This is a genomic window from Microbacterium sp. NPDC089190 (assembly GCF_040701795.1).
In the GTDB taxonomy this organism is placed as follows: Bacteria; Actinomycetota; Actinomycetes; order Actinomycetales; family Microbacteriaceae; genus Microbacterium; species Microbacterium galbum.
Genome location: NZ_JBFBHF010000001.1, coordinates 30,564 through 53,926, shown reverse-complemented (window position 1 = coordinate 53,926; position 23,363 = coordinate 30,564). Strand labels below are relative to the sequence as shown.

Here is a 23,363-nt window from a genome sequence, read left to right as displayed (position 1 = left end):
TCGGGGGCGATCGGCGCGGGAAGGCTCGACGGCGGGGAGGGAACGGGGACGAGACCTAGAGTGGCGGGATGTCTTTCGGGTCGGCATCCACTCGTCCACAGGCGCAAGCGCCGTGTCCGTGCGGGGGCGGGGTGTTCGGCGACTGCTGTGCGCCGATCCTCGACGGTGCCCCCGCCCCGAGCGCGGAGCGGCTCATGCGCTCGCGCTACTCCGCCTTCGCGCTCGGCGACGAGGCGCACCTCGCCCGGTCGTGGCATCCCCGTACCCGTCCGGATCACATCGACGTCGACGACGGCACGGTGTGGACCGGACTGATCATCGAGGACGCGGCGGAGGACGGGGATGCCGCGGTGGTGGCCTTCCGCGCGTGCTGGCGGCAGGCCGGCCGGGACGGAGAGCTGGTCGAACGGAGCCGCTTCGTGCGGCGGGGCGGGCGGTGGGTGTACGTCGACGGCGATGTGGCGTGACGGCGTCACGCGGGGCGTCAACCCCGCGTGGGCGTGTCGGTGCTGCTGAATAGGGTCGATTCCGGATCCTCGGCGAAAGGACACGCATGATCCCCGACGCGCAACGCGACCTGCTCGAGAACCCGAACTACGGCAGTCTCGGCACCGTCCGTCCGGACGGGACGGTGCAGGTGAACCCGATGTGGTTCGCCTACGACGGTGAACACCTGCTGTTCACGCACACCGTGACGCGCCAGAAGTACCGCAACCTGCAGCGCAATCCGTCGATGAGCCTCATGGTCTTCGACCCCGAGCGCCCGTACCGCTACATCGAGGTGCGCGGTCGCCTCATCGAGGTGGAGCCCGACCCCGAGGGCGCGTTCTACGTCTTCCTCGGCATGCGCTACGGCAACGCGCAGCAGGAGGCGCCGCCCGATCGCGCCGACCGCGTGATCTTGAAGATGTCGATCGACAACGTAGGAGGACAGTGACATGGAACGCATCGTGATCATCGGAGGGCACGGGAAGGTGGCCTTGCACCTGGCACGGCTGCTCGCCGACCGCGGCGACGAGGCCACCTCCGTCATCCGCAATCCCGACCAGGCCGGCGACATCGAACAGGCGGGCGGGACGCCCCTCGTGCTCGACGTGGAGAATGCCGACACCGACGAGATGGCCGCAGCCTTCGAGGGCGCCGACGCGATCGTGTGGTCCGCCGGGGCCGGCGGCGGCAGCGCCGAGCGCACCTACGCCGTCGATCGCGACGCCGCGCAGCGCGCGGTCGACGCCGCGGCGAAGGCGGGCGTGCGACGCTTCGTGATGGTGTCGTGGATCGGTTCGACGCCCGATCACGGGATCGACCCCGACGACTCGTTCTACGCCTACGCCGACGCGAAGCTCGCGGCCGACGACCACCTGCGGGCGAGCGAGCTGGACTGGACCATCCTCGGCCCGGGCACGCTCACCCTCGACCCGCCGACGGGACGCATCACCACCGCACCGCAGGGCAAGGGCGAGGTCTCGCGCGCCGACGTCGCGGCCGTGGCCGCCGCCGTGCTCGTGCAGCCGGCGACCATCGGGCGCTTCATCCGCTTCGGCGCCGGGGACACGCTCATCGCCGAGGCCATCGTCGCCGAGCACGCGGGGAGCGACGCATGACCGCCGTCGCCGACCGCGCGCAGACCCTCGTCGGGCTGCACGCCGCCCCCGAGATCCTCCGCGTCGTCAACGTCTGGGACGTCGTGTCGGCACGGGCCGTCGCGGCGCTTCCCGAGACGAAGGCGCTCGCGACAGCGGGTCATTCGATCGCCGCGACCTTCGGCTACGAGGACGGCGAGAACATCCCCGTCGAGCTCATGCTCGACATGGTCGGACGCATCGTCGCCGCCGTCGACGTGCCCGTCAGCGCGGACCTCGACGCCGGCTTCGGCGATCCGGGCGAGACGACGCGCCGGGCGATCGGCGTCGGCGTCGTGGGCGCCAACGTCGAGGACCGGGTGAAGCCGCTCGCCGAGGCCGTCGCCGCCGTCGAAGCGGTGATCGCCGCCGGTGAGGCGGAGGGCGTCCCCTTCGCGCTCAACGCCCGCACCGACGTGTTCCTGAAGGGTGCGGATCGGTCGCTCGACGACAAGATCGCGGATGCCGTCGAGCGCGGCCGCGCGTTCCTCGCGGCGGGTGCCACCTCGGTGTTCGTGCCCGGGAAGCTCGATGCCGACACGACCCGGCGCCTGGTCGAGGGTCTCGGGGAGCGGAAGCTGAGCGTCATCGGCGTCCCGGGCAACCTCACGGCCGCCGAGTACGAGGCGCTGGGCGTCTCCCGCATCTCGTACGGCCCGCAGACCCAACGCGTCGCGCTGACGGCGCTCCAGGATCTCGCGATCGACCTCTACGCCGACGGCGTCATTCCGTCGACGGTCCGCGAACTGAACTGACCGCCGCACCGGAGTCCGGGATGCCGCGTCGGCGGTGTTCCGGACTCCGTCGCGTCGTGGTCGGCATCCGCGGGGCGACCGCCGATGTCAGACCTCGTCGTCGTCCTCGTCGACGACGATGACCCCGTCGGGCACCGGGTCGTTCAGCAGCGGCTCGGCCGCGAGGGTGAGGTCGATGGTCGCGCGGAGCAGCCCGCCCAGGGTCTCGGAGCGCAGGAGCTCCATCTGGTCGAGTTCACCCAGCGGCGCGATCGCGGCGACCTGCCAGGCGCGGGGGAGCGGCTCCTCCGACAGCTCGACCTCGGGATCCCAGCGCGTGCCACCGTACTGCTGGGCGCGGCCGAGCACGCGCCGCACGATGCGCTCGGCCTCCTCGAGCAGCGGCATCAGTGCGTCGTTCCACTCGAGGTCGGGGAGGGCGCGGACGTCGGCGCGCGGATAGGGCGCGTCGTCGAGCCACTCGACGATCTCGAAGCGCTCGGTCCCGCGCGCCACGATCTGCATCTGCCCCGCCTGCGGGACGACGTGACTGAGCTGCGCCATGGTGCCGAGGGCGAAACGCTGGTCGCCGCCGCCGGTCTCGGAGCCGCGCTCGATGAGCACCACGCCGAAGGCGGGGTCGGTCTCGTCGAGCAGGCGCCCCAGCATGACGAGATAGCGCTCCTCGAAGATCCGCAGCGCGAGGGGCGTGTGCGGGAAGAGGACGGCTCCGAGGGGGAACATCGCGGTACCCATGGCCCCAGTCAACCAGCGCCGGGGGACGACGGGGTCGCGACGGCGCCGATCCTCAGGGGGCTTGCGGAGAGGACAGGGATGCCGTCCGGCTCAGTCCTCGGTCTCACGGAGCGTCTCGTGGACGCGGTGCAGATCCATCAGGAGCGATCCCGTGAGCACCCAGTGCAGGGTCGAGGGCGTCTGGATCTGCAGGGGGCGGGTGAGCGCGGGCTCGGTGTCGACCGCCCGCTCGGGCCCCGCGTCGAGGGCGAACGCCAACCGCACGTCGTGCGCGGCCCGGTGCAACTGCTCCGCGATCGCGCGCACCGCCGGCTCGTCGACGATGGAGCTCTCGTAACCGTCGTAGACGGCACGCGTCATACCGACGGTCTGCGTCACCACCGGGGTGAAGCGATCCAGCAGCGCACCCATCTGCGCGAGCTCCGCGCGGTGCCGGTTGCTGCGGGGGTTCAAGGCCAGCGAGTCGGCTCCCTCGCGGATCGCATCGGCGGCGGCATCCCTGACGGGGCGCAGCAACCGCGCCTCGAGCAGGAGCCCCTCGAGGGATGCCGGGGTCTGCGGCCTCTCGAGGGCGTCGGCGAGGCGCTCGAGGGCCGCGGCCAGCTCGCGTCCGAGGACGTCGACCTTCTCGCGGGCCGCGGGCACGAGCACGGGCGGGACGAGGACGGTGTTGACGACGATGCCGATGGCAGCGCCGATGAGGGTCTCGAGGACGCGGTCGAGGGCGTAGTTCGGGGTCGCGGTGCCGAGGGCGAGCACGAGGAGGGCGCTGATCGCGATCTGGTTCGTCGCGCCCGGCGAGATCCGGGCGGCCCAGGCGACGGCCAGCGCCACCCCCGCCGAGAGGAGCGCCACCCACGGCTGCGACCCGAAGGCGAGGCCGAGGAGGGCGGCGATGAGGACGCCGACGATGACGCCGACGCTGCGTTCGACGGCGCGGGTGAACGACTGGTTGATGCTCGGCTGGACGACGAGGAGCGCCGCGATCGCGGCGAAGATCGGGGGCGGACCCTGCACGAGCCAGCCCGCCAGGAGCCACGCCGCCACGATGGCGAGCGCGGACTTCGCCACCTGGAGCAGGGGGACACGCCGCGGCGCGCGGACGGTGAGACTGCCGCGCACCGTGCGCAGGTCGGGGATGCGCACGGGTCAGTCCTTCCGCGCCACGATGTCGTCGGCGTTGTCGGCGACCCACTCCATGAGGGGGATCACGCGCGTCATGAGATCGCGTCCGCGCGGTGTGAGGGCGTACTCGACGCGGGGCGGGACCTCGGGGTAGGCCGTGCGTTGCACGAGTCCGTCGCCCTCGAGCGTCTTGAGGGTGCTGGCCAGCATCTTCTCGCTGATCCCGGAGATGTTGCGGCGGAGGACGCCCCAGCGTTGCGTGCCGTCGGACAGCGCCAGCAGCACGAGGATGCCCCACTTGCCCATCACGTGATCGAGCACGGTGCGGGTGGGGCAGCCGTCGGTGAAGATCTCGGGGTTGCGGCCGCGCAGATCGGCAAGACTGACGCTCATGTGAGTACCTAACCAGAAAGTGGGTACCTGCATTCCGGAATGCAGGCGGGCGGCCGCCGTTGCACGAGGCGTACCGATCGAAAGGACACTCCCATGACTCTCCTCGTCACCGCAGCCTCCGGACACCTCGGCCGTCTCGTCGTCGACGCTCTCCTCGAGCGCGGCGTCGCGGCATCCGACATCGTCGCCGGCGTCCGCACGCCCGCGAAGGTCGACGACCTCGCCGCGCGCGGCGTCGGCGTCGTCGAGCTCGACTACTCCCGCCCCGAGACCCTCGCCGCAGCCTTCGCGGGCGTCGACCGCGTGCTGCTGATCTCGGGGACCGACGCCGACCGCGTGACCGGGCACCGCAATGTCATCGACGCGGCGCGCGCGGCCGGCGTGGAGCGCCTCGTCTACACCAGCGCCCCGCGCGTCGACCAGGTCGACTACGCGCTCGGCGCCGATCACAAGGCCACCGAGGAGGCGATCGCCGCGTCGGGCCTGTCGGCGACGGTCCTGCGTCACAACTGGTACACCGAGAACTACCTGGATGCCGTGGCCCGCGCGGCCGACACCGGCGAGATCGTCGCGGCCGTCGGGGATGCGCGTGTCGCCAGCGCGAGCCGTCGCGACTATGCGGCGGCGGCGGCGATCGCCCTGACCACCGACGAGCTCGCCGGACGCACCCTCGAGGTCGGCGGAGATGTGGCGTGGACCTACGACGACCTCGCCGCGGCCGCGGGCGAGGTGCTCGGCCGTCCGGTGACGTACACGGCGGTGACGCTCGAGCAGCTGGAGGCCGGCCTGCAGGCGGCGGGCCTGGATGCCGGGACGGCGGCGTTCGTCGCGGGGATCGACGACGCCATCGCGCGCGGTGCGCTCTCGCAGACCGACGGCACGCTGTCGGAGCTGATCGGTCGCCCGACAACCCCGCTGGTCGACGGACTCCGCGAGGGCCTCGCCGCCCGCTGACCCCTCGTCCCTCGCATGAGTCGCCGGGATTCGTCGCTTCTGCGCCTGTGGAGGCGACGATCCTCGGCGACTCACGCGTTCTCGAGGGCGGTCAGGCGGCGCTGGCGCATGGCCAGGAAGAGCGGGAACGTGAAGGCGAACGCGGTCACGCCGGAGAGCACGATGTACAGCCACGCGAAGCGCATGCCGAGCCGCCGCGCCTCGACGATCACGAAAACGCTCCCGGTGATCGCCACGACGAGCAGGTCGATCGTGATCGACGACACCGCGGGTCCGCTCGTGACGAGATCCCCGATGAAGTCGCGCATCTGCACGATGGCGAAGGCGTTGAAGGTCCAGGTGCCGACCAGGCCGGCGACGGACAGGACGAGGAACGCGACCGCGGTCGGCGACCAGTGGCGTCGGATTTCGCTCATGCCGCGATCCTGCCCCAGCGCCGGTGTCGGCGGAGGGGGCTAGCGTCGAGGCATGGATGCCGACACCGCACGGCGCGTGCTGGAGGAACGGGAGCGGGAGATCGCTCACCGCCTCTCCCGCCTGCACGACGACGAGGAGAGTCTTCGTCACGACCGCGCCGACGCAACAGCCGACGACGAGCACGACCCCGAGGGATCGACGCTGTCGGGGGAGTGGGCCCAGGTCGACGCGCTGCGTCGCGGAGCCGAGGCCGAACGCGCCGAGATCCGCGCTGCGCGCGAGCGCGTGGCATCCGGGACCTTCGGGGTGTGCGAGCGGTGCGGCCGGCCCATCGCGGACGCCCGCCTGGAGGCGCGGCCGTTCGCGCGGCGGTGCATCGACTGCGCGCGGTAGTCGCGCGGCGCGACGGGCGGACGGGGGCGCCTAGGCTCGACGTGTGGAACCCCTGCTGATCGTGCTGCTGTTCGCCAACGCCGTCTTCAACGCCGTCGTCTGGCCGCGCTTCTACCCGCGCATCGCGAAGGACCCCCGGGCGCGGGATGCCGCGGGCAAGCCGACGGCGTTCCTCATCGTGCACACCGTGCTCATCGCGGTCGCCCTCGTGCTCGCCCTCGCGTCCGTGCTCGCCGCCATCGCCGCGATCGTGAGCTGACCGGGCCCCGGTCGAGGCCTTTCGGTAGACTGGTCGCGCGGGTTCGCCCGCCGCACCTCGTGCATCTACCTACCGGACCGGCAAGGCGGCACTGCCCCACGCCCCGGAGATCCTCATGCACCACCCCGCCCCCGTCGTCGACCGACCGTTGATCCACCACACCGGATTCTGGTACTTCCCGGTCGCGTTCGTCGCTCGTCTGCCGTTCGCGATGATGACCGTCGGCGTCCTCGCCATCGTCGTCGCCCTGCGCGGCTCCGTGGCGCTCGGCGGGCTCACCTCCGCCGCCGTCGGCCTCGGCGTCGTCGTCGCGGGCCCCGTGCTCGGCGACCTCGCCGACCGTCACGGCCAGCGGCGCGTGCTCGTCCCGGTGGGGGTGGCCAACGGCATCCTGCTCGCGCTCTTCCCGCTCGTGGTGGCATCGGCCCCCGGTGAGGCGCTGCTGCTCATCGTCGCGACGGCGATCGGTCTCACCGGCCCGCAGACCGCCGCGATGTCGCGGAGCCGCGTGATGGCCCTCATCGGCGACCGGGTGCGCCCCGAGCGCCGTGAGCGCACCTTCTCGCGTGCGATGGCGTACGAGTCGGCCGCAGACGAGACCGCCTTCGTCATCGGCCCCTTCGTCGTCGGCGTCCTCGCCGCGCTCGTCGCCCCCTGGGCGCCCATCATCGGCGCCGCGGTGCTGAGCTTCGTCTTCGTCACCGCGTTCGCGCTGCACCCGACCGGACGGGCCGTACCCGAACGGTCGGAGCGCGAGGAGATGGCGCCCTTCCGTGACGTGCTGCACCCCCGCATGCTCGTGCTGATCGCGGCCGTCTTCGGCGTCGGACTGTTCTTCGGTTCGACGCTGACCTCGCTGACCGCGTTCATGGAGGCCCAGGGCGCACCCGAGGCGGGGGCGCTGCTCTACGGCGTGATGGGCGTCGGCTCGGCCGTCCTGGCCCTGGCCGTCGCGGCCCTGCCCGCGCGCTTCGCGCTGCGCTGGCGCCTGGTGCTGTTCGCGGCTATCCTCACCGCGTCCGCGGGGGCGTACACGGTCGGCGGATCCGTGGTCACCGTCACGATCGTGCTGTGCCTCATGGGCATCGGCGTCGGGCCCTCGCTCGTGACGCTGTTCAGCCTCGCCGGTCACCGCGCCCCGCGCGGACGAACCGCCTCGACCATGACCCTGCTCGCCTCCGCGCTGACCCTCGCCCAAGCGGTGTCGTCGGCGGTGACCGGCGCGATCGCCGAGGATGTCTCGGTGGCCACGGCGATGCTTCTTCCCGCGGGCGCGGCGCTGCTCGTGCTCGCCATGGCGGCGGTCAATGCGTCGTCTGCGCCGCGGTGGGACGCCGCCCCGCTCACCGTGTGAGCCCGCGTCCGCCCGGACCTCACGCCGGGAGCGGGTAGCGACGGCGCAGGATCAGCCTCTGCGCGAGCGTCCACACGGTGGTCACCGCGAGATAGAGGCCGGCGGCCAGAGGCACGAACACCGCCACGACGGCCGTGGTGAACTGCAGCGCGCCGACCATCGCGCCCGTCCAGGCTGGCGCGGAGGGGTCGACCGCAGGCCGGAGCAGGCGTCGGGTGAGCTCGGCGACCCCGGCGATCACGACGACGATCCCGCCGATCACGGCGGCGGTGGCGGCATCCACCGTTCCCGTCGAGAGGGCGGAGACCAGGCTGCGTCCGAGGGGGACACCCCAGAGGTCGTGCGCGAGGAGGAGGTTCGCGTGTCCGCCGACGACGGGATGCAGGAACACCGCGTACAGCAGCCCCACCACCGGAGCCTGCGCGAGCAGGGGCAGGCAGCCGCCGAAGGGGGAGGCGCCTTCGTCGCGGTAGAGCTGCATCGTCTCGCTCTGCAGACGTTCCGGGTTCTTCCGCCACCGCTCCTGCAGGGCGCGCAGCTGCGGGGCGAGGCGCGCGCGTGTCTGCTCGGCACGCGCCTGCGACACGCCCACGGGGATGAGGAGCATCCGCACGATCACGGTCACGGCGACGACCGCGAGGGCGGCGGCGGCGCCCGGCACGAGCGGGTCGAAGACGGCGGCGAGCGCGAGCAGAGCGCGGGTGGTCATGTCGAGGAGGAAAGCGAGGGGAGGAAGGGCGAAGAGGTCCACGGGGCGTCCAATCGGTGCGTCGATCACGGCGGGGATCGGTCGCGGGGCGCGGTCGACGGCAGGAGCCGGGCGGGCGCGGGCGACCGGCGTCGCAGTTCGCAGAGAACGCCGGAGAATGCCGCGGGACGCGGCAAGGCGGTCGGGATCAGGCGACGCGGATCGTGCGGCCCGGCGCGCGCGGGCGCGGGTGGCCGGCGGCATCGGGATCGCTCTGGGCGATCGGTGCCGAGGGATCGGCGGGCCGGGGACTCGGCGGCGCCGTGGCGGCCAGGAGCGCCGGGAGGACGACGAGCACGATCACGGCGGTGACGACGACCGCCGCGGCCAGGACGACCGCCAGCAGCGGTGTCCCCCCTCCGGGTGTCACGGCCAGCTCGGCGGAGGCGAGCACGAGGTTGAGCACGGCGATCATCGATGCGATCACACGCTCACCCCCGGGAGTCTCGTGGTCCCACGGTAGCAGTGGGCAGCTCGCTACGCTGTCGCCATGACCACCCTCGTCCTCACCATCGTCGGCGACGATCGCGCCGGGCTCGTGTCCTCCGTCGCCGACATCGTCGACGCCCACGGCGGCAACTGGGAGAACAGCGAGCTCGCCGAGCTGGCGGGAGCTTTCGCCGGCATCGTCGAGGTCTCGATCGCCGCCGACGGCGCCGCCGCCCTGCGCGCCGCACTCGAGGGGCTGGCCGGAACGCTCGCCGTCACGGTGCACGCCGGAGCTGCTGCCGCCGCCGCTGCCGCTGCCGCGCGCACGGTGACGTTCGACGTGGTCGGAAACGACCGCCCCGGTATCGTGCGCGAGCTGTCGACCGCACTCAGCGCGCAGGGCGCGAGTATCGAACGCATGTCGACGCAGACGACGGATGCCGCGATGGCCGGCGGACGACTGTTCGAGGCCTCGATCACGGCGACGCTCGCTGCGACCGTCGTCGTCGACGACCTGGTGGCGGAGTTGGAGAGGTTGGCGACGGAGATCCAGGTCGACGTCACCCTGTCCGACGAAGCCTGACCTCTCGGTCCGGCATCCCGGTGGCGCGTGCGTTCCGGACGTCGGGTGCCAGGACCGGGGCGCCGACGCGAAGCGACCGGGTGGGGCTCAGAGCGGTCGCGTCGCGGTCCGTCGTCCCCGTCCGATGAGGCGCGCGATCCCGCGCCACCCGAGCAGGAACAGCGCGAGCGTGACGGCCGCGACGATGACGAACGCCACCGCGACGCCCTGACCGCTGACGGCACGCAGCACCATGCCGAGGATCACCGTGACGGCCCAGACGGGCAGCCCCGTGCGGACGAGCGCGACCGGGCCGCGCCACGCCCGTGACACCAGCCAGCCGACGAGGAGGGCGACGAGGAAGGGCCAGGCCGTCGTCGCGAGCCCCGAACCGAACGGCCCGAGCACGTCGCCGTCATGGGTCGCCCGCCCGATGGCGGCGAAGACGGTCACGAGGACGGCGTCCACGAGGAGAGCGAGGGCGGCGGGGGAGCGGCGGGTCGATGGCACGCCTCCATTCTCGCCCTCTCGCGGGCCCGCCTATCGCCGACGTATCGACTCCCGCAGACGCCGGGGCAACACGCCGCGCGATGGGCTGGTGATTCGTCGACCCGGAGGTTCTCATGACAGATCGCCGCGCACCGCTGCTCACCCCCGCCCGCGTGCTGGGCGCCACGGGGGTCTTGGCCGTGACGGCCGCGCTCACGCTCGCGCCGCGCTCGATCGCGTGGCCGGCGCGCTCCCTCGCCCTCGATGTGCTCGATCGGCTCCCGCCGGTGTGGACCGAGGTGCTGTTCGGCTGGGGTGTCGATGTGGCCGTGAACATCGGATTCTTCATCCCCCTCGGTGCGGCGGTCGCGCTGCTGCTCCCGCTGCGGTGGGCGCCGGCATCCGTGGTCCTGGGGGCGGCGGTGTCGGCCACGATCGAGATCGCGCAGACCGTCATCCCCGGGCGTGTGCCGGACCCGAGCGATGTCGTGGCCAACACCGCCGGAGCACTGATCGGAACGGTCGTGGTCGTCGGGGGCAGGCTGCTCGCACGTCGATGACGCGCGCGCCGCTCGCGCCGCGATCAGCGCGGCAGACGAAGCCGCGCGTAAAGGCCCTTGCCCTCGCGCGGCCAGAGTTCGAGCACTCCGTCATGCGCGCGCGCGACCGAGGCGACGATCGTGAGGCCCAGCCCCGTCCCGTCCCCACGCCCGCGCGTCCGGCCGGCGCCGCGCACGAACGGCTCCGGGAGCGTGGCGACGAGGGCGTCCGTGAGCGGAGCCCCGGTGTTGGCGACGTCCACGAACACCTCGGCGGCATCGCTGTGCACGCCCACGCGCACCCAGCCGCCCGGGACGTTGTGCACGACGGCGTTGCGCACGAGGTTGGTCACCGCTTGGGCGAGGAGCGTCTCGTCGCCATGGGCCGTCACCTCCGAGGCGGTCTGCGCCGTCAGCGCGACACCGGCGTCGTGAGCGCTTGACTGCGCCTCGACGACGGCCGCCCGGACGACGGAGCCGACATCGACGGAGCCGCGCGGCAGAGGCGTCGTGCTGCCGGCGCGCGACAGCAGGAGCAGCGCTTCGGTGAGTCGGATCGCACGTTCGTTGGTGGTGTCGAGCCGGTCGAGGAGCGTGTCGATGTCGACCCCGGCCGGATCGGCACGCGCCACCTCCAGCATGGTGCGCATCGTCGCGTGCGGCGTGCGCAGCTCGTGCGACGCGTTCGCGGCGAACCGCTTCTGCTCGCGGAGGGTCTCGCCGACACGTTCGAGCATCGCGTCGAAGGTGTCGGCCAGATCGGTGAGCTCGTCGCGTCGGCCGGGCTGGGCGACGCGCCGTTCCAGATCGCCGCCCTGCACGGCGCGGGCGGTGTCGGTGATGCGGGTGAGAGGCCGCAGCATGATGCCCGACACGACCCACCCGCCGCCGAGGCCGACGACCGCGAGGCCCGCCACCGTGTACCAGGCGTATCGCACGAACGCCTCCGTCAAGTCTCCGCGCGCGGGGGTGAACGCGCCGCTGTCGGAGAAGAGGTTCCCCTCCGGCAGGAAGCGCAGCACGAGGAACCCGAGCGCGAAGACGGCGACACCGACGATCACGACGAACGCGGCGTAGCTCAACGTGAGCTTGACGCGCACCGACAGGCCGGGTGCGCGCTCATCCATCGAGCGGACCCATGCGGTAGCCGACGCCCGGAACCGTCTGGATGAGCCAGGGCTCGCCGAGGCGCTTGCGGAGCGTGGAGATGGTGATGCGCACGGCGTTCGTGAACGGGTCGGCGTTCTCGTCCCACGCGCGCTCCAGCAGCGCCTCGGCGCTGACGACCCCGCCCCTCGCGGTCATCAGCACCTCCAGCACCGCGAACTGCTTCCGCGTCAGCGAGACGTATCGACCGTCGCGGTAGACCTCGCGGCGGAACGGGTCGAGGCGGATGCCGTCCTGGTCGAGCACCGGTGGGGCGGAGGCCGCAGGGCGCCGGGCGAGAGCCCGGAGGCGCAGGACGAGCTCGCGCAGCACGAAGGGTTTGGTCAGGTAGTCGTCGGCGCCGCTCTCGAACCCCGACGCCTTGTCGTCGAGGCGGTCGGCCGCGGTCAGCATCAGGACGCGGGGCGCGGTTGCACGGGCAGCCAGGTCCCGCGCGATCTCGTCGCCGTTCGGGCCCGGGATGTCGCGGTCGAGCACCACGACGTCGTACGCGGTGTAGCCGAGCAGTTCGAGAGCGGTGTCGCCGTCGCCGGCGATATCGGCGGCGATCGCCTCGAGCCGGAGGCCGTCACGGATCGCCTCGGCGAGGAAGGGTTCGTCCTCGACGATCAGCACGCGCATCCCGTCATCGTAGGCGGGCGGGGATATCGCCGACGTATGCGTCGGTAGCGTGGACGCATGCCGACGCGACTTCTGCTCCTCGCCGACACGCACGTGCCGAAGAGGGCCCGAGCTCTCCCCACGGCGGTGCGGCGGATGGCATCCCGGGCCGATCTCATCGTGCACGCCGGCGACTGGGTCGAGGAGAGCGTGCTCGACGATCTGTCGGCGATCGGACCCGTGCTGGGGGTCTGGGGCAACAACGACGGGGACGGCCTGCGGACGCGTCTGCCCGAGGTGGCCCGTGCCGAGATCGACGGGGTGCGCCTCGCCGTGGTGCACGAGACGGGCGCCGCCGCGGGGCGGGAGAAGCGCATGGATGCCGCCTACCCCGACACGGACGTGCTCGTGTTCGGGCACAGCCATATCCCGTGGGACTCGCTGACCCCCGCGGGACTGCGGCTGCTCAACCCCGGCTCGCCCACCGATCGGCGCCGCCAACCGGCGTGCACGGTCATGACGGCGACGCTGTCGGACGGCGCCGTCCGCGACGTGCTCCTGCACGAGGTCTCGCGCGACTGATCGTGACCGGTCCGGACGGGACTATCGCCGTCGTATGCCCGGCGGCATACGCTCCGGCAACGGTCGTCGCGATCGACTGGTGGCATGCGTTCGTCCCGGTCTCCACGCCCCGTCCGTCGTCGCCTCCTCGTGCTGCTCGTCGGCGCCGGCGGGGCGATCGTCGTGCTCATCGTCGCCCTCGTCGTCCTGTCGACGGTGACCGCGTCGTCGTTCGTCGCGGGGATCAGCGCTGCGGTTCCGTTCCCGCCGACCGAGGCCGACGGCATGATCCCGGATGCCGAGCCGTTGACGCCGGCCGATGACGGGCATCCGGCACTGGGACGCCTCGACGCCGAGCTGCTCGAGGCGTTGCGGGCCGCGGCGGAGGTGGCCGACGACGACGGCATCTCGTTCGACATCACCAGCGGATGGCGAAGTGAGGCCTATCAGCGCTGGCTCCTGCAAGAGGCGATCCGCACCTACGGCAGCGAGGAGGTGGCTCGCGAATTCGTCGCGACTCCCGAGCAGTCCAGCCACGTGACCGGGCACGCCGTCGACATCGGATCGCTGGACGCCCAGCTGTGGATCATCGAGCACGGCCGCGAATGGGGCCTCTGCCAGACCTATGCGAACGAGAGGTGGCATTTCGAACGGGCGACGACGGACGGCGGCGAGTGTCCTCCGCCGCTCGCGGATGCGCGCGGGTGACGGCGCCCGCCCGAAGGTGCACCCGCGTGCGTGAAGGGGTGGCGTTCTCACCGCCCTCGATCACCGCGCGCTCGAACAAGCCCGGCCGCGGAGAACGACGGCGCCGCGCCCCGGAGGGCACGGCGCCGTCGTTCGACGGGGATCACTCCGCGTTGAGGTGGCGCGCCGCCGAGGTCATCGGGCACTCGAACGGGTCGCGGGCAGCGAGGCCCACCCGGTTGAGGTACCGGATGACGATCCCGTAGGACTGGAACAGCGTCGTCTCGACGTAGGGCACGTCCAGCGTCGCGCAGTGCTCGCGCACGATGACGCGGGCGCGGCTGAGGTGCGGGCGCGGCATGTTCGGGAACAGGTGGTGCTCGATCTGGTAATTGAGCCCGCCCATGAGCCACGTGGCCCACCAGCCGCCCGAGACATTGCGCGAGGTGCGCACCTGCTTGCTGAAGAAGTCGAGCTTCGCGCCGGGCTCGATGACCGGCATCCCCTTGTGGTTGGGCGCGAAGGACGCGCCCATGTAGATGCCGAACACGGCGACCGAGACGCCGAAGAACGCGAATGCGAGGCCCACCGGCAGGAAGACGAAGATCGGGGCGATGAAGATCGTGTGGCGCAGGGCGAGCAGGCCGAGCTCCTTCCAACGGTCCTTGTTCTCGCCGCGCGAGAGCAGGTGACGGAGCGCCAGGACGTAGAGGTTGATGCCCTCGAAGGCCAGCAGCGGGAAGAAGAGATAGCCCTGGCGCTGCGTGATCCAGCGCTGCACGCCGCGCGCCTTGGCGGCGTCGACGTCGAGGAACGAGATCGTGTCGATCTCGATGTCGGGGTCTTTGCCGACGCGGTTCGGGTTGGCGTGATGCCGGGTGTGCTTCGATGCCCACCACGAGCGGCTCATGCCGACGATGCCGTTGCCGATGAAGAGGCCGAGGCGGTCGTTGGCGGGGCCGGAGGCGAAGATCTGCCGGTGGGCCGCCTCGTGCGCGAGGAAGGCGACCTGCGTGAACAGGATGCCGAGGACCGCGGCGATGATCAGTTGGAACCAGCTGTCGCCGAGAAGGATGAAGCCGGTGATGCACCCGGCGAACCCGAGCACGATCGCCACGGCGACACCCGCGTAGAACCGCGGGGTGCGTACGAGCAGCCCGCTCTCGCGGACCACCTGCGACAGCTCCGTGTAGGCCTTGGTGATCGGGGGGAATTCCTTGGTTCCGGAATAGGTCTGACGTACGGGGCCGAGGCGGGACTCGGCGACGGGGGTAGCGATCTGCTGCTCCTCGGGTGTGCGTTCTACGGAGGTCGGGCCGACGGCTTCCCGACCCGAGGTTCACATTACGGGTCGCCGTATAAAGGCCCCGGAATACATCCACATGTGCAGGAGCCTCACGGGAAACGGAAACATCCGCGCGTGCGAGCGCCCCCGCGACGGCCGGGCCGCCGCCGCCCGGAAACGACGAAAGCCGGGGCGTCGCGTCGGCGACGCGCCCGGCTCTCGTGCAGAGGAGCGGAGCTCAGAGGGGGCGGATGTTCGCCGCCTGCATGCCCTTGGGGCCCTGCTCAGCGTCGAACTCGACCTTCTGGGCCTCGGTGAGCTCCTTGAAGCCGTTGCCCTGGATCGCGCTGAAGTGCGCGAACAGGTCGGCCGAGCCGTCATCGGGAGCGATGAAGCCGTAGCCCTTTTCGGAGTTGAACCATTTCACGGTGCCAGTGGCCATCGTGTTCTTCCTTTATTCATGTTGGGCCGCAGATGCGACCGTGGGTGCCGCTCCGACGCGTGCGGAGCGGACGGGGACGCCGCGGCACCGAATCGGTGACACGGACGCGGTGCCCGTCGACCGCGGCCTGAGCCGCGACGACGGACGCGTGGACGCCGAGGTTCTCGCCGAGCGGACCTTGGGCTTCGTAGCCCGAGGTGGCCGCGCCGACGAAACCGGCGTAGTCGGATCCGGCCGTCGCGACGTAGACGTCGAGATCGGCCTGGCGCCACGACAGTGGCGAAGGGTGAAGCAAAGACACAAGAACTTTCCGCGAGTGCGACGCGAGGACCGAGGCCGTCGAGCGAGGCACGCGATGGGTGAGGGAGGGAATGCTGTCGGAAACGGCTCGGCGCCGTGCGCCCGGCATCTCAGCGATGAGGCGGGCGTCGATGAAGCAAGTCCCAGAACGAATACCTCCAGGCTAGCACGGATGCCCGAACGCCGCCCGGGAACTTTCGACGGCCGGCGCGGTGCGCTGGACTGGGCGCATGGCATCCACCGATCCGGCCGCGTCCGACGACGAGCGCTGGCTGGTCATCGACGGCAGGCGGTGGCGTCGGACGGACCCGTCGCTTCCGGAGGATCTCGCCACGGCCCTGCGCTCCCACCTGGGGAGGGCGCGTGCGGCGGTGCGCGTGGCGAAACGCGACGGGGATGACGACGCCACGGCCGACGCCCGGTCTCGCGTGGGGCTGGCCAAGGCCGGGTTGGGCGAACGAGGGCCGAAGTGGTGGGACGACGAGGTCGCGGCGCGGCTGTCGCGGGCGCGCGAGGCGCTGGCCGAGCTCGACCGCCTCGCCCCTCCGAGAGCAGACGGTGCGCCCGCCGTCAACACGTAGCGCGTCGAGGATCTAACCGCTGGGCTGGGACCTCCACGATCGAGGGAGAGTCATGTCATCCACTGTTTCCGAGCTGGAGAAGCTCAACGAACTGCTGAAGAAGTTCCGCTTCGCCATGGTCACCACGCGGGCCGAGAACGGCGACCTGCACGCTCACCCCCTCACCGTGCAGGAGACCGAGTCCGACGGAGATCTCTGGTTCATCGTCGGGACGCACGCCTCCGCCGTCGAGCACGTGCGTCGGGACCCGAAGGTGGGGTTGTCGTTCAGCACCGACGGCACGTGGCTGTCGCTCGCGGGGGAGGCCGAGGTCGTCGACGACCTCGCCAAGCTCAAGGAGCTGTGGTCGACGAGCGTCGAGGCGTGGTTCCCGGACGGCCCCGAGGCGCCGGGCGTGACGCTGCTGAAGGTCTCGACCTTGACGGGGGAGTACTGGGGCAGCGCGGGTGGACGCATCGCGACGGCGATCGCGCTCGTGACGTCGAAGGTGACGGGTGATCGCCCGCGCGGCGGCGAGAACGAGACGTTCGACCTGACCGACTGACGACCCGACCGGGGCGGTGCCGATCCACCGGCACCGCCCCGACCCGCGGGTGCGGGGAGAGGCGGCCTCAGCCGCCGGAGGGGTTGTCGACGGGGGTGTCGTCGTCGTCGGTCGTGGGAACCGACGGTGCGTCGGCGGTCTCGAGCTCGTCGGGCTCGTCGGCGGTGTCGGGGGTGCGTTCGGCGAAGGTGTCCATGACGGCACCCGACCACTCGTCCGATCCAGGCGCACGGGCCTTGCGCGCAACGGTTCGTCGTGAGAGCGCAAGCCCCCGAGTCGGGCCCCGGCGCTTTGCGACGATGACGGCATGTCACGACCCGAAGTGCGCTCCAAGCCCTGCGCGTATTGCGGCCGCCCGTTCAGCGACCGCAAGCGCTGGAGCGGACGCGATCAGTGGGACCAGGTGCTGTACTGCTCGCGCGGATGCCGGTCGAAGGCCGCAGCTCAGAGGCGCAGCGCATGAAGGCCGCGCTGATCCTGGCCACCCAGCAGTTCGCCGAGCACCCCGCGTACGTCGACGACGAGGTCGAGGAATTCTTCTTCATCGAGTCGGCACCGCGGTTCGCGAAGCTGCCGTACCACCGGCACAAGATCGTGCTGCTGGTGTCGGCCATGCGGCACACGGCGGCGCGGCTGGAGGCCGAGGGCCGGACCGTGCGGCGCATCACCCTCGACGACGACCTGACGTTCAAGGCGGGCCTCGAACGCCTGCTGAAGAAGCACCACGTGTCGCGGTTGACCTGGATGAGCGACCCGAACCGTCCCGTCGACGAGCGCATCGCGCGGATCTGCGCCGACCACGACGTCGACACGGACGTGCTCTCGGACGGGCTCTTCCTCACGCCCGAGGAGGACGTGGACGGCTGGTTCGCGGAACACCCCACGCCGCTCATGGAGGACTTCTACCACTGGCAGCGCCGGCGCACCGGCATCCTGATGGACGGCGGCAAGCCCGCGGGGCGTCGCTGGAACTTCGATGCCGAGAACCGTAAGGCCCTGCCGAAGAAGGGCGTCGAGATCCCGCCCCTGCCGCAGCTCGCGCACGACGAGATCACGCGCGGGGTGATCGCGGAGGTCGATGAGCTGTTCCCCGAGCACCCGGGCGCGGCGGAGGAGTTCTGGCTCCCGGTGACCCCCGAGGACTCCCGCGACTGGCTCGACGTCTTCGTCGCGGAGCGCTTGCACGACTTCGGCCGCTACGAGGACGCGATGAAGGCCGACGAGCCGTTCCTCTTCCACGCGATCATCTCGCCGATGCTGAACATCGGGCTTCTGACCGTCGAGGAGGTGGTCGCCGCAGCCACCCGCACGGACGCCCCGCTGGCATCCGTCGAGGGGTTCGTCCGCCAGGTGATCGGATGGCGCGAGTACATGCGCGGCATGTACCGGGCACACCCGAAGCTTGAGCACGTGAACGCGCTGCACCTCGAGCAGCGGATCCAGAAGTACTGGTATTCGGGGGAGCGGATGCCGAAGGACCTGCCGATCCCGGTGCGCACGGTGCTGGAGCGCGTGCACCGGTGGGGGTACGCGCACCACATCGAGCGGCTGATGGTGCTCGGCAACTGGTTCCTCCTGCAGGGCTACGCGCCGCGGCAGGTGAACGCGTGGTTCCTCGCGCTGTTCGTCGACGCGTACGACTGGGTGATGGTGCCCAACGTCATGGGCATGAGCCAGTTCGCCGACGGCGGGTTCGTCGCCACCAAGCCCTACGTCTCGGGCGGGGCGTATCTGCAGAAGATGGGCTCGTGGTGGGCGTCGGCGCAGGATGCCAAGGACTCGGCGTTCACCGAGGCGTACTGGGAGTTCCTCGAGCGGCACGAGGACGTGCTGGCCGGCAACCACCGGCTGGGGCTCGCGCTGGCGCAGATGAGGAAGCGGCGCGACGCGAAGGAGTAGCGACGGGTGCCGGTCCTCGACGGTCTCGCGGAGCGGGGCTGGCTGAGCCTGTCGACGTCACCGGGTGCCGTGTGGGCCCGGTCCCCTCGACAGGCTCAGGGGCCTCTGCGGCGGCCCGGGTCCTTCGGCGGGCTCAGGACCGGGGTGGTCGCTGAGCCCGCCGTCGCGACCGCGCGGTCAGCTCTTGAGCTTGTTCAGCGACGAGCCCTTGTGCGCCGCGGTCGAGCCCGACTTCTCCGACTTCACGACGTAGGCCGGGTCGTCCTCGGACGCCGTGAACTTCTGGCCGTCGTGCTGGAAGTCCTTCGTCCTCTTCTCCACGACCTCGCCCTGCGTCTTGCCCTGCGGGGTGTCCCAGCTGACGCGATCGCCCTTCGACAGATCCTTCGACATGTCATGTCCCTTCGGTTCGTGTGGGGCCATGGTTTCGAGGCCGCGGGGACGTCCGCGGGGGATTGACAGCCCCCGGACAGTAGGTGCTTCGCGCGCGAAGCGCAACACCCCCTCGATGTCGGAGGGGGTGCGTAGCGTCGGCGTGGGCCTTTCGTTTCGCGGCCCACGACGTGAGGAGAGCCATGACCGAGCCGACCACCACGAACGGCGGCGCACCCGTCGCCAGTGACGAGCATTCGCAGAGCGTCGGAGCCGACGGCTCGATCGCGCTGACCGACCACTACCTGATCGAGAAGCTCGCGCAGTTCAATCGCGAGCGCGTCCCCGAGCGCGTCGTGCACGCGAAGGGCGGCGGAGCGTTCGGCACCTTCCGCACGACCGGCGACGTCTCGGCCTACACCCGGGCCGCGTTGTTCCAGCCCGGCAACGAGACCGAGATGCTGGCGCGCTTCTCGTCGGTCGCCGGCGAGCAGGGCAGCCCCGACACGTGGCGCGACCCCCGCGGGTTCTCGCTGAAGTTCTACACGACCGAGGGCAATTACGACCTCGTCGGCAACAACACCCCCGTCTTCTTCGTCAAGGACGGCATCAAGTTCCCCGACTTCATCCGGTCGCAGAAGCGCCTCCCCGGCAGCCACCTGCGCGATAACACCATGCAATGGGATTTCTGGACGCTCTCACCCGAGAGCGCCCACCAGGTCACGTGGCTCATGGGCGACCGCGGCATCCCGGCGTCCTGGCGGCACATGAACGGCTACGGCTCGCACACCTACCAGTGGATCAATGCCGACGGCGAACGGTTCTGGGTCAAGTACCACTTCCACACCGACCTCGGCCACAAGACGCTCACGCAAGACGAGGCGGATCAGATCGCGGGCCAGGACGCCGACTTCCACATCCGCGACCTGTACGCGGCGATCGAGCGGGGCGAGTTCCCCACGTGGACGCTGAAGGTGCAGATCATGCCTTACGAGGATGCCAAGACCTACCGCTTCAACCCGTTCGACCTGACCAAGGTGTGGCCGCACAGCGACTACCCCGAGATCGAGGTCGGCACGATGGAGCTGAACCGCAACCCGGGCAACTACTTCGCCGAGATCGAGCAGGCGGCCTTCGAGCCGTCGAACTTCGTGCCCGGCATCGACGGCAGCCCCGACAAGATGCTGCAGGCGCGCATCTTCAGCTACGCCGACGCGCACCGCTACCGCGTCGGCACCAACTACCAGCAGTTGCCGGTGAACCGTCCGCACACCGAGGTGCACTCGTACTCGAAGGAGGGCGCGATGCGCTACGAGTACAACCCGCCCGAGGTGCCCGTCTACGCACCGAACTCGGTGGGCGGACCCGCGGCCGACCCGCGACGCGCCGGTGACGGCGGCTGGCACAGCGACGGCGAACTCGTGCGGTCGGCGGCGACGCTGCACCCCGAGGACGACGACTGGGGTCAGGCGGGTGCCCTCGTGCGCGAGGTCATGTCGGCCGAGGAGCGCGACCGTCTCGTCGAGACGATCGTCGGGCACGTCGGGGGAGTGACCCGGAAGGACGTCCGCGATCGTGCCGTGCAGTACTGGAAGAACGTGGATGCCGAGACCGGATCGCGCGTCGAGGCGGGCCTCCCGCCGCTCGAGGACTCGACCGCTCCCGGCGAGCAGCTGAGCGAACCGAACCCCGACGGCGACCTCGTGGGAACGGACGTCGCCGGCACCATCTGAGTCGGCACCATCTGAGTCGGCACCGTCGACGGCGAACGCGCCGGTCCCCTCGGGGGCCGGCGCGTTGGCGTCCGTGCGGTCCCGCCGGGGCGGGGCGTCAGAGAGCGGCGCGATCCGTGCGCGTGAGGCGCCAGCGGGAGGCCAGCACCCCGGCGATCAGCGCTCCCGCGCCCCCCGCGATCATGTCGCCGATGGTGTCGTCGTAGGTGACGAAGATGGCGTCGGTGATGAAGCGGTAGCCGAACCACTCGACCATCTCCCACACGGCGCTGAGCGCGAGCCCCGCCGTCGTGGCGACGAGGATCGGCGTTCGGCGTCGGCCGGTCGGCTCGATCACCCGAGCGTCGTCGAGGAGCACGAGCGCGACGGCGGCCAACACTCCCGTGCATACGGCGTGGACGATCAGATCCCACCCCGTCCACGCGCGGTACAGGTCGATGACGTTGCTGCCGGCCGCGATGAACACGGTGACGCACGTGACGAGGTCGAGTCCGGAGCGCAGGCCGATCATGCGCGAGAGCATCACCGCCGGCAGTGACATCGACAGCACGGCGAAGTCCGTGAACGGCAGGGCGAACAGCGAGACGATCACGATCACGATCGCCGCCGCGCGCACCGCGTCGGCGAGCCAGTCGGTGACGCTGCGCGGCGGGCGCTTGAGGTTGGCGTACATCGCCGAGAGCAACGGCATCCGCTGCTTTTCGGACGGCGTGCGGTGAGCGGTCACCGTGGGCTCCCGACGGGGATGCGCACCACGGCCTGCACGGGGAGGTGGTCGCTCGGCCACTGCGTCCCGGCGGGGCGGGGGTCGATGCCCACGGCGCGCACCCCGATCTCGGGGGTGGCCAGCAGCGCGTCGATGCGCCGAGCGCCGACCCGCGGGGTCGCGTAGTTGTTGAACGTGCCCCACTCGGCTGATCGCCGCGCGGGGGCGTACGACCAGGTGTCGACGAGCAGTGCGTCGGCGAACATACCGGCGAGCTCGCCCGAGCGCACGTGCGCGTTCACGTCGGCGGTGAACAGCAGCGGTCCCGCCTCGGCGGCGACCAGATCGTGCAGCCAGGTGGCCGACCGCCGCCGCGCGCGCCGCGAGAAGGCGTCGAAGTGCGTGTTGACGAAGGTGAAGCCCGCGCCGGTGGCGAGGTCGCGCAGGTGCGCGATCACGGCGATACGCGGGATCGTGTTGCCCCACCCGGTCGATCCGGGCACCTCGGGGGTGTCGGAGAGGGCGACCTGGCGCCAGTCCTCCACCCCGATGCGGTCGCGGTCGTAGAACAGGGGAGTGCCCTCGCCGCCGCGGTCCTTGCCGCGCCCGAGACCGAGGCGCCCGTAGCTCGAGCCCAGGGAGTCCTGCACCCACTGCGCCTGGTCGGGCATCGCCTCCTGCGAGCCGAGGAGGTGCGGACGGTTCGCGCCGAGGAATGTGCGCAACCGTTGCTTGCGCATCGGCCAGCGGTCGGCGGGCGGCCAGGTGATGCGGTCGAAGCGTCGGCGGATGTTGAAGCTCATCACGTGCAGGTCGGGAGCCTCGACGTCGGGGAACAGGATGCCGGCCATCAGCGCGCCCCCTCGGGGAGGGGACGCACGGCACGCCGGCGGGCCACACGCACCCACCGGGCGACCGGGAAGTCCCGCGGCCAGTGCGCGAACACCGTGCCCGCGCCGCGGCGGAAGCACCGCGCGAACCGCCCCGGCTCGACGGTCCGCGACGACACGCGCATGTGGTGCCCCGGGACGTGGCGGATGCGGTGCCGCTCGCCGAGGTGGTAGGCCAGGTCGAGGTCGTCGTGCAGCTCGGGGTCGAGGTGCACCTCGGCACGCACGTCCTCCCACGCCCGCCGCCGGAACGCCATGTTCGACCCCCAGAGGGGCGTGTGACCGAGGGCGGGGACGGCGAAGGCGGTGTAGGTGCCGAGGAAGGCCCGGGCCATCGCCACGCGCCCGGCCGCCGGGCCGTCATGGAACACGGCACCGCCGGTGACGGCATCCACGTCCGTGTCCTTCAGCGCCTCGACCATGCTCGCCACCCAGGTCGCCGCGGGGATGCTGTCGGCGTCGAGCCGGAGGATGAGGTCGCCCCGCGCGGCGTCGTAGCCCGCGGCCGCAGCGGCAGGGATGCCGCGCTCGCCGCAGAAGACCACGCGCGCCCCCGCGCCGCGCGCGACGGCGGCGCTGTCGTCGCGGGAGTCGTTGTCGACGACGACGATCTCGTCGGGGGCGAGGGTCTGCGCGGCGAGCGCTCCCAGGCACCGCCGGAGGTGCGCGGAATCGTCGCGGACGGGGATGACCACGGAGACGGTCACGGTCGACGGCACGGGGCCAAGGGGCACGCTTCCTCCCGGGGACGAGTCCTCCCACGCTAGGCGATCGACGCGGGGCGTTTCCCGGCTTGACGCCGGCGTCGCACGATGACACGCG

The 23,363-nt window shown here is 71.4% G+C and carries 34 protein-coding genes; 17 read left to right on the top strand and 17 right to left on the bottom strand.

Annotation, left to right across the window (positions count from 1 at the left end; all coding sequences use genetic code 11):
- Positions 1 to 68 precede the first annotated feature (68 nt).
- The 4 genes from AB0230_RS00325 to AB0230_RS00310 all read left to right on the top strand — a co-directional run bounded on the left by AB0230_RS00325 (position 69) and on the right by AB0230_RS00310 (position 2,377).
- Positions 69 to 467 carry a YchJ family metal-binding protein gene (locus AB0230_RS00325; protein ID WP_366373304.1) on the top strand — a complete coding sequence of 133 codons (399 nt, stop codon included), beginning with the start codon at positions 69 to 71 and terminating at the stop codon, positions 465 to 467.
- Positions 468 to 553: 86 nt separating this feature from the next.
- Positions 554 to 937 carry a PPOX class F420-dependent oxidoreductase gene (locus AB0230_RS00320; protein WP_315992954.1) on the top strand — a complete coding sequence of 128 codons (384 nt, stop codon included), beginning with the start codon at positions 554 to 556 and terminating at the stop codon, positions 935 to 937.
- Between the two features lies 1 nt (position 938).
- The gene (locus AB0230_RS00315; RefSeq protein ID WP_363392386.1) at positions 939 to 1,604 is read left to right on the top strand and encodes an SDR family oxidoreductase; all 666 of its coding nucleotides are present in this window, start codon (positions 939 to 941) and stop codon (positions 1,602 to 1,604) included.
- The gene (locus tag AB0230_RS00310) at positions 1,601 to 2,377 is read left to right on the top strand and encodes an isocitrate lyase/phosphoenolpyruvate mutase family protein (protein WP_315992952.1); all 777 of its coding nucleotides are present in this window, start codon (positions 1,601 to 1,603) and stop codon (positions 2,375 to 2,377) included. Before AB0230_RS00315 ends, AB0230_RS00310 begins: the two co-directional genes overlap by 4 nt.
- An 87-nt stretch (positions 2,378 to 2,464) precedes the next feature.
- Here the strand turns inward: AB0230_RS00310 and AB0230_RS00305 are convergent, their stop codons facing one another.
- From AB0230_RS00305 to AB0230_RS00295, 3 genes are all read right to left on the bottom strand, one after another.
- Positions 2,465 to 3,112, bottom strand: coding sequence for an LON peptidase substrate-binding domain-containing protein (locus AB0230_RS00305; protein ID WP_315992951.1), 648 nt, complete (start codon positions 3,110 to 3,112; stop codon positions 2,465 to 2,467).
- A 90-nt stretch (positions 3,113 to 3,202) separates the two neighbouring features.
- The gene (locus AB0230_RS00300) at positions 3,203 to 4,258 is read right to left on the bottom strand and encodes an FUSC family protein (RefSeq protein ID WP_315992950.1); all 1,056 of its coding nucleotides are present in this window, start codon (positions 4,256 to 4,258) and stop codon (positions 3,203 to 3,205) included.
- A 3-nt stretch (positions 4,259 to 4,261) separates the two neighbouring features.
- The gene (locus AB0230_RS00295; protein WP_315992949.1) at positions 4,262 to 4,630 is read right to left on the bottom strand and encodes a helix-turn-helix domain-containing protein; all 369 of its coding nucleotides are present in this window, start codon (positions 4,628 to 4,630) and stop codon (positions 4,262 to 4,264) included.
- Positions 4,631 to 4,723: 93 nt separating this feature from the next.
- Here AB0230_RS00295 and AB0230_RS00290 point away from each other — a divergent pair, with 93 nt between their 5' ends.
- A complete protein-coding gene (locus tag AB0230_RS00290) occupies positions 4,724 to 5,584 on the top strand; it encodes an SDR family oxidoreductase (RefSeq protein ID WP_366373300.1) in 861 nt (286 codons plus the stop codon).
- Positions 5,585 to 5,655: 71 nt separating this feature from the next.
- Here the strand turns inward: AB0230_RS00290 and AB0230_RS00285 are convergent, their stop codons facing one another.
- Positions 5,656 to 6,000, bottom strand: coding sequence for a DUF2834 domain-containing protein (locus tag AB0230_RS00285; protein ID WP_315992947.1), 345 nt, complete (start codon positions 5,998 to 6,000; stop codon positions 5,656 to 5,658).
- Between the two features lie 52 nt (positions 6,001 to 6,052).
- Here AB0230_RS00285 and AB0230_RS00280 point away from each other — a divergent pair, with 52 nt between their 5' ends.
- The 3 genes from AB0230_RS00280 to AB0230_RS00270 all read left to right on the top strand — a co-directional run bounded on the left by AB0230_RS00280 (position 6,053) and on the right by AB0230_RS00270 (position 8,007).
- Positions 6,053 to 6,394, top strand: a complete 342-nt coding sequence (locus tag AB0230_RS00280; RefSeq protein ID WP_315992946.1) for a TraR/DksA C4-type zinc finger protein — start codon at positions 6,053 to 6,055, stop codon at positions 6,392 to 6,394.
- A gap of 43 nt (positions 6,395 to 6,437) precedes the next feature.
- The gene (locus tag AB0230_RS00275; RefSeq protein WP_315992945.1) at positions 6,438 to 6,653 is read left to right on the top strand and encodes an SCO4848 family membrane protein; all 216 of its coding nucleotides are present in this window, start codon (positions 6,438 to 6,440) and stop codon (positions 6,651 to 6,653) included.
- A 115-nt stretch (positions 6,654 to 6,768) separates the two neighbouring features.
- Positions 6,769 to 8,007, top strand: coding sequence for an MFS transporter (locus AB0230_RS00270; RefSeq protein WP_315992944.1), 1,239 nt, complete (start codon positions 6,769 to 6,771; stop codon positions 8,005 to 8,007).
- A gap of 19 nt (positions 8,008 to 8,026) precedes the next feature.
- Here AB0230_RS00270 and yidC read toward each other — a convergent pair whose 3' ends face one another.
- Both yidC and AB0230_RS00260 read right to left on the bottom strand, forming a co-directional pair.
- A complete protein-coding gene (gene yidC, locus AB0230_RS00265) occupies positions 8,027 to 8,716 on the bottom strand; it encodes a membrane protein insertase YidC (protein ID WP_363578914.1) in 690 nt (229 codons plus the stop codon).
- 187 nt (positions 8,717 to 8,903) lie between these two features.
- Entirely contained in the window at positions 8,904 to 9,182 is a 279-nt protein-coding gene (locus AB0230_RS00260) for a DUF6412 domain-containing protein (RefSeq protein WP_315992942.1), read from the bottom strand.
- Positions 9,183 to 9,245: 63 nt separating this feature from the next.
- On the opposite strand from AB0230_RS00260, the gene AB0230_RS00255 reads away from it, so the two are divergent.
- Entirely contained in the window at positions 9,246 to 9,767 is a 522-nt protein-coding gene (locus tag AB0230_RS00255) for an ACT domain-containing protein (RefSeq protein ID WP_315992941.1), read from the top strand.
- Positions 9,768 to 9,854: 87 nt separating this feature from the next.
- Here AB0230_RS00255 and AB0230_RS00250 read toward each other — a convergent pair whose 3' ends face one another.
- The gene (locus tag AB0230_RS00250) at positions 9,855 to 10,256 is read right to left on the bottom strand and encodes a DUF3054 domain-containing protein (protein ID WP_315992940.1); all 402 of its coding nucleotides are present in this window, start codon (positions 10,254 to 10,256) and stop codon (positions 9,855 to 9,857) included.
- A 113-nt stretch (positions 10,257 to 10,369) separates the two neighbouring features.
- On the opposite strand from AB0230_RS00250, the gene AB0230_RS00245 reads away from it, so the two are divergent.
- Positions 10,370 to 10,795 (top strand): VanZ family protein, encoded by a 426-nt coding sequence (locus tag AB0230_RS00245; RefSeq protein WP_315992939.1) that lies wholly within the window; start codon positions 10,370 to 10,372, stop codon positions 10,793 to 10,795.
- A gap of 23 nt (positions 10,796 to 10,818) precedes the next feature.
- Here the strand turns inward: AB0230_RS00245 and AB0230_RS00240 are convergent, their stop codons facing one another.
- Together AB0230_RS00240 and AB0230_RS00235 are read right to left on the bottom strand one after the other, a co-directional pair.
- A complete protein-coding gene (locus AB0230_RS00240; RefSeq protein WP_366373295.1) occupies positions 10,819 to 11,901 on the bottom strand; it encodes a HAMP domain-containing sensor histidine kinase in 1,083 nt (360 codons plus the stop codon).
- Positions 11,894 to 12,562, bottom strand: a complete 669-nt coding sequence (locus AB0230_RS00235; RefSeq protein ID WP_315992937.1) for a response regulator transcription factor — start codon at positions 12,560 to 12,562, stop codon at positions 11,894 to 11,896. Before AB0230_RS00235 ends, AB0230_RS00240 begins: the two co-directional genes overlap by 8 nt.
- 57 nt (positions 12,563 to 12,619) lie before the next feature.
- Between AB0230_RS00235 and AB0230_RS00230 the strand changes: the two genes are divergently transcribed.
- Positions 12,620 to 13,123: a metallophosphoesterase family protein gene (locus tag AB0230_RS00230; protein WP_315992936.1), complete on the top strand. Its 504-nt coding sequence runs from the start codon at positions 12,620 to 12,622 to the stop codon at positions 13,121 to 13,123.
- An 84-nt stretch (positions 13,124 to 13,207) separates the two neighbouring features.
- Positions 13,208 to 13,810 (top strand): M15 family metallopeptidase, encoded by a 603-nt coding sequence (locus tag AB0230_RS00225; RefSeq protein WP_363392367.1) that lies wholly within the window; start codon positions 13,208 to 13,210, stop codon positions 13,808 to 13,810.
- A 142-nt stretch (positions 13,811 to 13,952) separates the two neighbouring features.
- On the opposite strand, the gene AB0230_RS00220 is transcribed toward AB0230_RS00225, so the two are convergent.
- The 3 genes from AB0230_RS00220 to AB0230_RS00210 all read right to left on the bottom strand — a co-directional run bounded on the left by AB0230_RS00220 (position 13,953) and on the right by AB0230_RS00210 (position 15,817).
- Positions 13,953 to 15,068 (bottom strand): acyl-CoA desaturase, encoded by a 1,116-nt coding sequence (locus AB0230_RS00220; RefSeq protein ID WP_363393321.1) that lies wholly within the window; start codon positions 15,066 to 15,068, stop codon positions 13,953 to 13,955.
- Positions 15,069 to 15,312: 244 nt separating this feature from the next.
- Positions 15,313 to 15,516, bottom strand: a complete 204-nt coding sequence (locus AB0230_RS00215) for a cold-shock protein (RefSeq protein WP_013583139.1) — start codon at positions 15,514 to 15,516, stop codon at positions 15,313 to 15,315.
- A gap of 16 nt (positions 15,517 to 15,532) precedes the next feature.
- The gene (locus tag AB0230_RS00210) at positions 15,533 to 15,817 is read right to left on the bottom strand and encodes a hypothetical protein (RefSeq protein ID WP_315992934.1); all 285 of its coding nucleotides are present in this window, start codon (positions 15,815 to 15,817) and stop codon (positions 15,533 to 15,535) included.
- A gap of 229 nt (positions 15,818 to 16,046) precedes the next feature.
- On the opposite strand from AB0230_RS00210, the gene AB0230_RS00205 reads away from it, so the two are divergent.
- Both AB0230_RS00205 and AB0230_RS00200 read left to right on the top strand, forming a co-directional pair.
- Positions 16,047 to 16,397, top strand: a complete 351-nt coding sequence (locus AB0230_RS00205) for a biopolymer transporter Tol (RefSeq protein ID WP_363392365.1) — start codon at positions 16,047 to 16,049, stop codon at positions 16,395 to 16,397.
- A 52-nt stretch (positions 16,398 to 16,449) separates the two neighbouring features.
- The gene (locus AB0230_RS00200) at positions 16,450 to 16,941 is read left to right on the top strand and encodes a pyridoxamine 5'-phosphate oxidase family protein (protein ID WP_363392363.1); all 492 of its coding nucleotides are present in this window, start codon (positions 16,450 to 16,452) and stop codon (positions 16,939 to 16,941) included.
- Between the two features lie 67 nt (positions 16,942 to 17,008).
- Here the strand turns inward: AB0230_RS00200 and AB0230_RS00195 are convergent, their stop codons facing one another.
- Positions 17,009 to 17,137: a hypothetical protein gene (locus AB0230_RS00195; RefSeq protein WP_315992931.1), complete on the bottom strand. Its 129-nt coding sequence runs from the start codon at positions 17,135 to 17,137 to the stop codon at positions 17,009 to 17,011.
- A 111-nt stretch (positions 17,138 to 17,248) separates the two neighbouring features.
- Here AB0230_RS00195 and AB0230_RS00190 point away from each other — a divergent pair, with 111 nt between their 5' ends.
- Positions 17,249 to 17,404, top strand: a complete 156-nt coding sequence (locus tag AB0230_RS00190) for a DUF2256 domain-containing protein (protein WP_315992930.1) — start codon at positions 17,249 to 17,251, stop codon at positions 17,402 to 17,404.
- Positions 17,401 to 18,840 (top strand): cryptochrome/photolyase family protein, encoded by a 1,440-nt coding sequence (locus tag AB0230_RS00185; protein ID WP_366373290.1) that lies wholly within the window; start codon positions 17,401 to 17,403, stop codon positions 18,838 to 18,840. Before AB0230_RS00190 ends, AB0230_RS00185 begins: the two co-directional genes overlap by 4 nt.
- A 177-nt stretch (positions 18,841 to 19,017) precedes the next feature.
- On the opposite strand, the gene AB0230_RS00180 is transcribed toward AB0230_RS00185, so the two are convergent.
- Positions 19,018 to 19,233: a DUF2945 domain-containing protein gene (locus AB0230_RS00180; protein ID WP_366373288.1), complete on the bottom strand. Its 216-nt coding sequence runs from the start codon at positions 19,231 to 19,233 to the stop codon at positions 19,018 to 19,020.
- Positions 19,234 to 19,415: 182 nt separating this feature from the next.
- On the opposite strand from AB0230_RS00180, the gene AB0230_RS00175 reads away from it, so the two are divergent.
- A complete protein-coding gene (locus AB0230_RS00175; protein WP_366373286.1) occupies positions 19,416 to 20,945 on the top strand; it encodes a catalase in 1,530 nt (509 codons plus the stop codon).
- Positions 20,946 to 21,042: 97 nt separating this feature from the next.
- On the opposite strand, the gene AB0230_RS00170 is transcribed toward AB0230_RS00175, so the two are convergent.
- From AB0230_RS00170 to AB0230_RS00160, 3 genes are read right to left on the bottom strand one after another with little or no spacing between them, the layout of a single operon-like run.
- The gene (locus tag AB0230_RS00170; protein WP_366373284.1) at positions 21,043 to 21,636 is read right to left on the bottom strand and encodes a hypothetical protein; all 594 of its coding nucleotides are present in this window, start codon (positions 21,634 to 21,636) and stop codon (positions 21,043 to 21,045) included.
- A 32-nt stretch (positions 21,637 to 21,668) separates the two neighbouring features.
- Positions 21,669 to 22,502, bottom strand: a complete 834-nt coding sequence (locus tag AB0230_RS00165) for an endonuclease/exonuclease/phosphatase family protein (protein ID WP_366373282.1) — start codon at positions 22,500 to 22,502, stop codon at positions 21,669 to 21,671.
- Complete coding sequence (locus tag AB0230_RS00160) at positions 22,502 to 23,275, bottom strand: glycosyltransferase (RefSeq protein ID WP_366373280.1); 774 nt, start codon at positions 23,273 to 23,275, stop codon at positions 22,502 to 22,504. Before AB0230_RS00160 ends, AB0230_RS00165 begins: the two co-directional genes overlap by 1 nt.
- Between the last annotated feature and the right edge of the window lie 88 nt (positions 23,276 to 23,363).

Excerpts from the sequence above, each read along its gene's own strand:
- AB0230_RS00190 (WP_315992930.1), top strand. The coding sequence starts at position 17,249 with ATGTCACGACCCGAAGTGCGCTCCAAGCCCTGCGCGTATTGCGGCCGC.
- AB0230_RS00165 (WP_366373282.1), bottom strand. The coding sequence starts at position 22,502 with ATGGCCGGCATCCTGTTCCCCGACGTCGAGGCTCCCGACCTGCACGTG.
- AB0230_RS00290 (WP_366373300.1), top strand. The coding sequence starts at position 4,724 with ATGACTCTCCTCGTCACCGCAGCCTCCGGACACCTCGGCCGTCTCGTC.
- AB0230_RS00315 (WP_363392386.1), top strand. The coding sequence starts at position 939 with ATGGAACGCATCGTGATCATCGGAGGGCACGGGAAGGTGGCCTTGCAC.
- AB0230_RS00240 (WP_366373295.1), bottom strand. The coding sequence starts at position 11,901 with ATGGATGAGCGCGCACCCGGCCTGTCGGTGCGCGTCAAGCTCACGTTG.
- AB0230_RS00295 (WP_315992949.1), bottom strand. The coding sequence starts at position 4,630 with ATGAGCGTCAGTCTTGCCGATCTGCGCGGCCGCAACCCCGAGATCTTC.
- AB0230_RS00320 (WP_315992954.1), top strand. The coding sequence starts at position 554 with ATGATCCCCGACGCGCAACGCGACCTGCTCGAGAACCCGAACTACGGC.
- AB0230_RS00230 (WP_315992936.1), top strand. The coding sequence starts at position 12,620 with ATGCCGACGCGACTTCTGCTCCTCGCCGACACGCACGTGCCGAAGAGG.
- AB0230_RS00285 (WP_315992947.1), bottom strand. The coding sequence starts at position 6,000 with ATGAGCGAAATCCGACGCCACTGGTCGCCGACCGCGGTCGCGTTCCTC.
- AB0230_RS00310 (WP_315992952.1), top strand. The coding sequence starts at position 1,601 with ATGACCGCCGTCGCCGACCGCGCGCAGACCCTCGTCGGGCTGCACGCC.
- AB0230_RS00280 (WP_315992946.1), top strand. The coding sequence starts at position 6,053 with ATGGATGCCGACACCGCACGGCGCGTGCTGGAGGAACGGGAGCGGGAG.
- AB0230_RS00180 (WP_366373288.1), bottom strand. The coding sequence starts at position 19,233 with ATGTCGAAGGATCTGTCGAAGGGCGATCGCGTCAGCTGGGACACCCCG.
- AB0230_RS00200 (WP_363392363.1), top strand. The coding sequence starts at position 16,450 with ATGTCATCCACTGTTTCCGAGCTGGAGAAGCTCAACGAACTGCTGAAG.
- AB0230_RS00245 (WP_315992939.1), top strand. The coding sequence starts at position 10,370 with ATGACAGATCGCCGCGCACCGCTGCTCACCCCCGCCCGCGTGCTGGGC.
- AB0230_RS00215 (WP_013583139.1), bottom strand. The coding sequence starts at position 15,516 with ATGGCCACTGGCACCGTGAAATGGTTCAACTCCGAAAAGGGCTACGGC.
- AB0230_RS00205 (WP_363392365.1), top strand. The coding sequence starts at position 16,047 with ATGGCATCCACCGATCCGGCCGCGTCCGACGACGAGCGCTGGCTGGTC.
- AB0230_RS00195 (WP_315992931.1), bottom strand. The coding sequence starts at position 17,137 with ATGGACACCTTCGCCGAACGCACCCCCGACACCGCCGACGAGCCCGAC.
- AB0230_RS00255 (WP_315992941.1), top strand. The coding sequence starts at position 9,246 with ATGACCACCCTCGTCCTCACCATCGTCGGCGACGATCGCGCCGGGCTC.
- yidC (WP_363578914.1), bottom strand. The coding sequence starts at position 8,716 with ATGACCACCCGCGCTCTGCTCGCGCTCGCCGCCGTCTTCGACCCGCTC.
- AB0230_RS00325 (WP_366373304.1), top strand. The coding sequence starts at position 69 with ATGTCTTTCGGGTCGGCATCCACTCGTCCACAGGCGCAAGCGCCGTGT.
- AB0230_RS00175 (WP_366373286.1), top strand. The coding sequence starts at position 19,416 with ATGACCGAGCCGACCACCACGAACGGCGGCGCACCCGTCGCCAGTGAC.
- AB0230_RS00185 (WP_366373290.1), top strand. The coding sequence starts at position 17,401 with ATGAAGGCCGCGCTGATCCTGGCCACCCAGCAGTTCGCCGAGCACCCC.
- AB0230_RS00270 (WP_315992944.1), top strand. The coding sequence starts at position 6,769 with ATGCACCACCCCGCCCCCGTCGTCGACCGACCGTTGATCCACCACACC.
- AB0230_RS00225 (WP_363392367.1), top strand. The coding sequence starts at position 13,208 with ATGCGTTCGTCCCGGTCTCCACGCCCCGTCCGTCGTCGCCTCCTCGTG.
- AB0230_RS00235 (WP_315992937.1), bottom strand. The coding sequence starts at position 12,562 with ATGCGCGTGCTGATCGTCGAGGACGAACCCTTCCTCGCCGAGGCGATC.
- AB0230_RS00305 (WP_315992951.1), bottom strand. The coding sequence starts at position 3,112 with ATGGGTACCGCGATGTTCCCCCTCGGAGCCGTCCTCTTCCCGCACACG.
- AB0230_RS00170 (WP_366373284.1), bottom strand. The coding sequence starts at position 21,636 with ATGCCGTTGCTCTCGGCGATGTACGCCAACCTCAAGCGCCCGCCGCGC.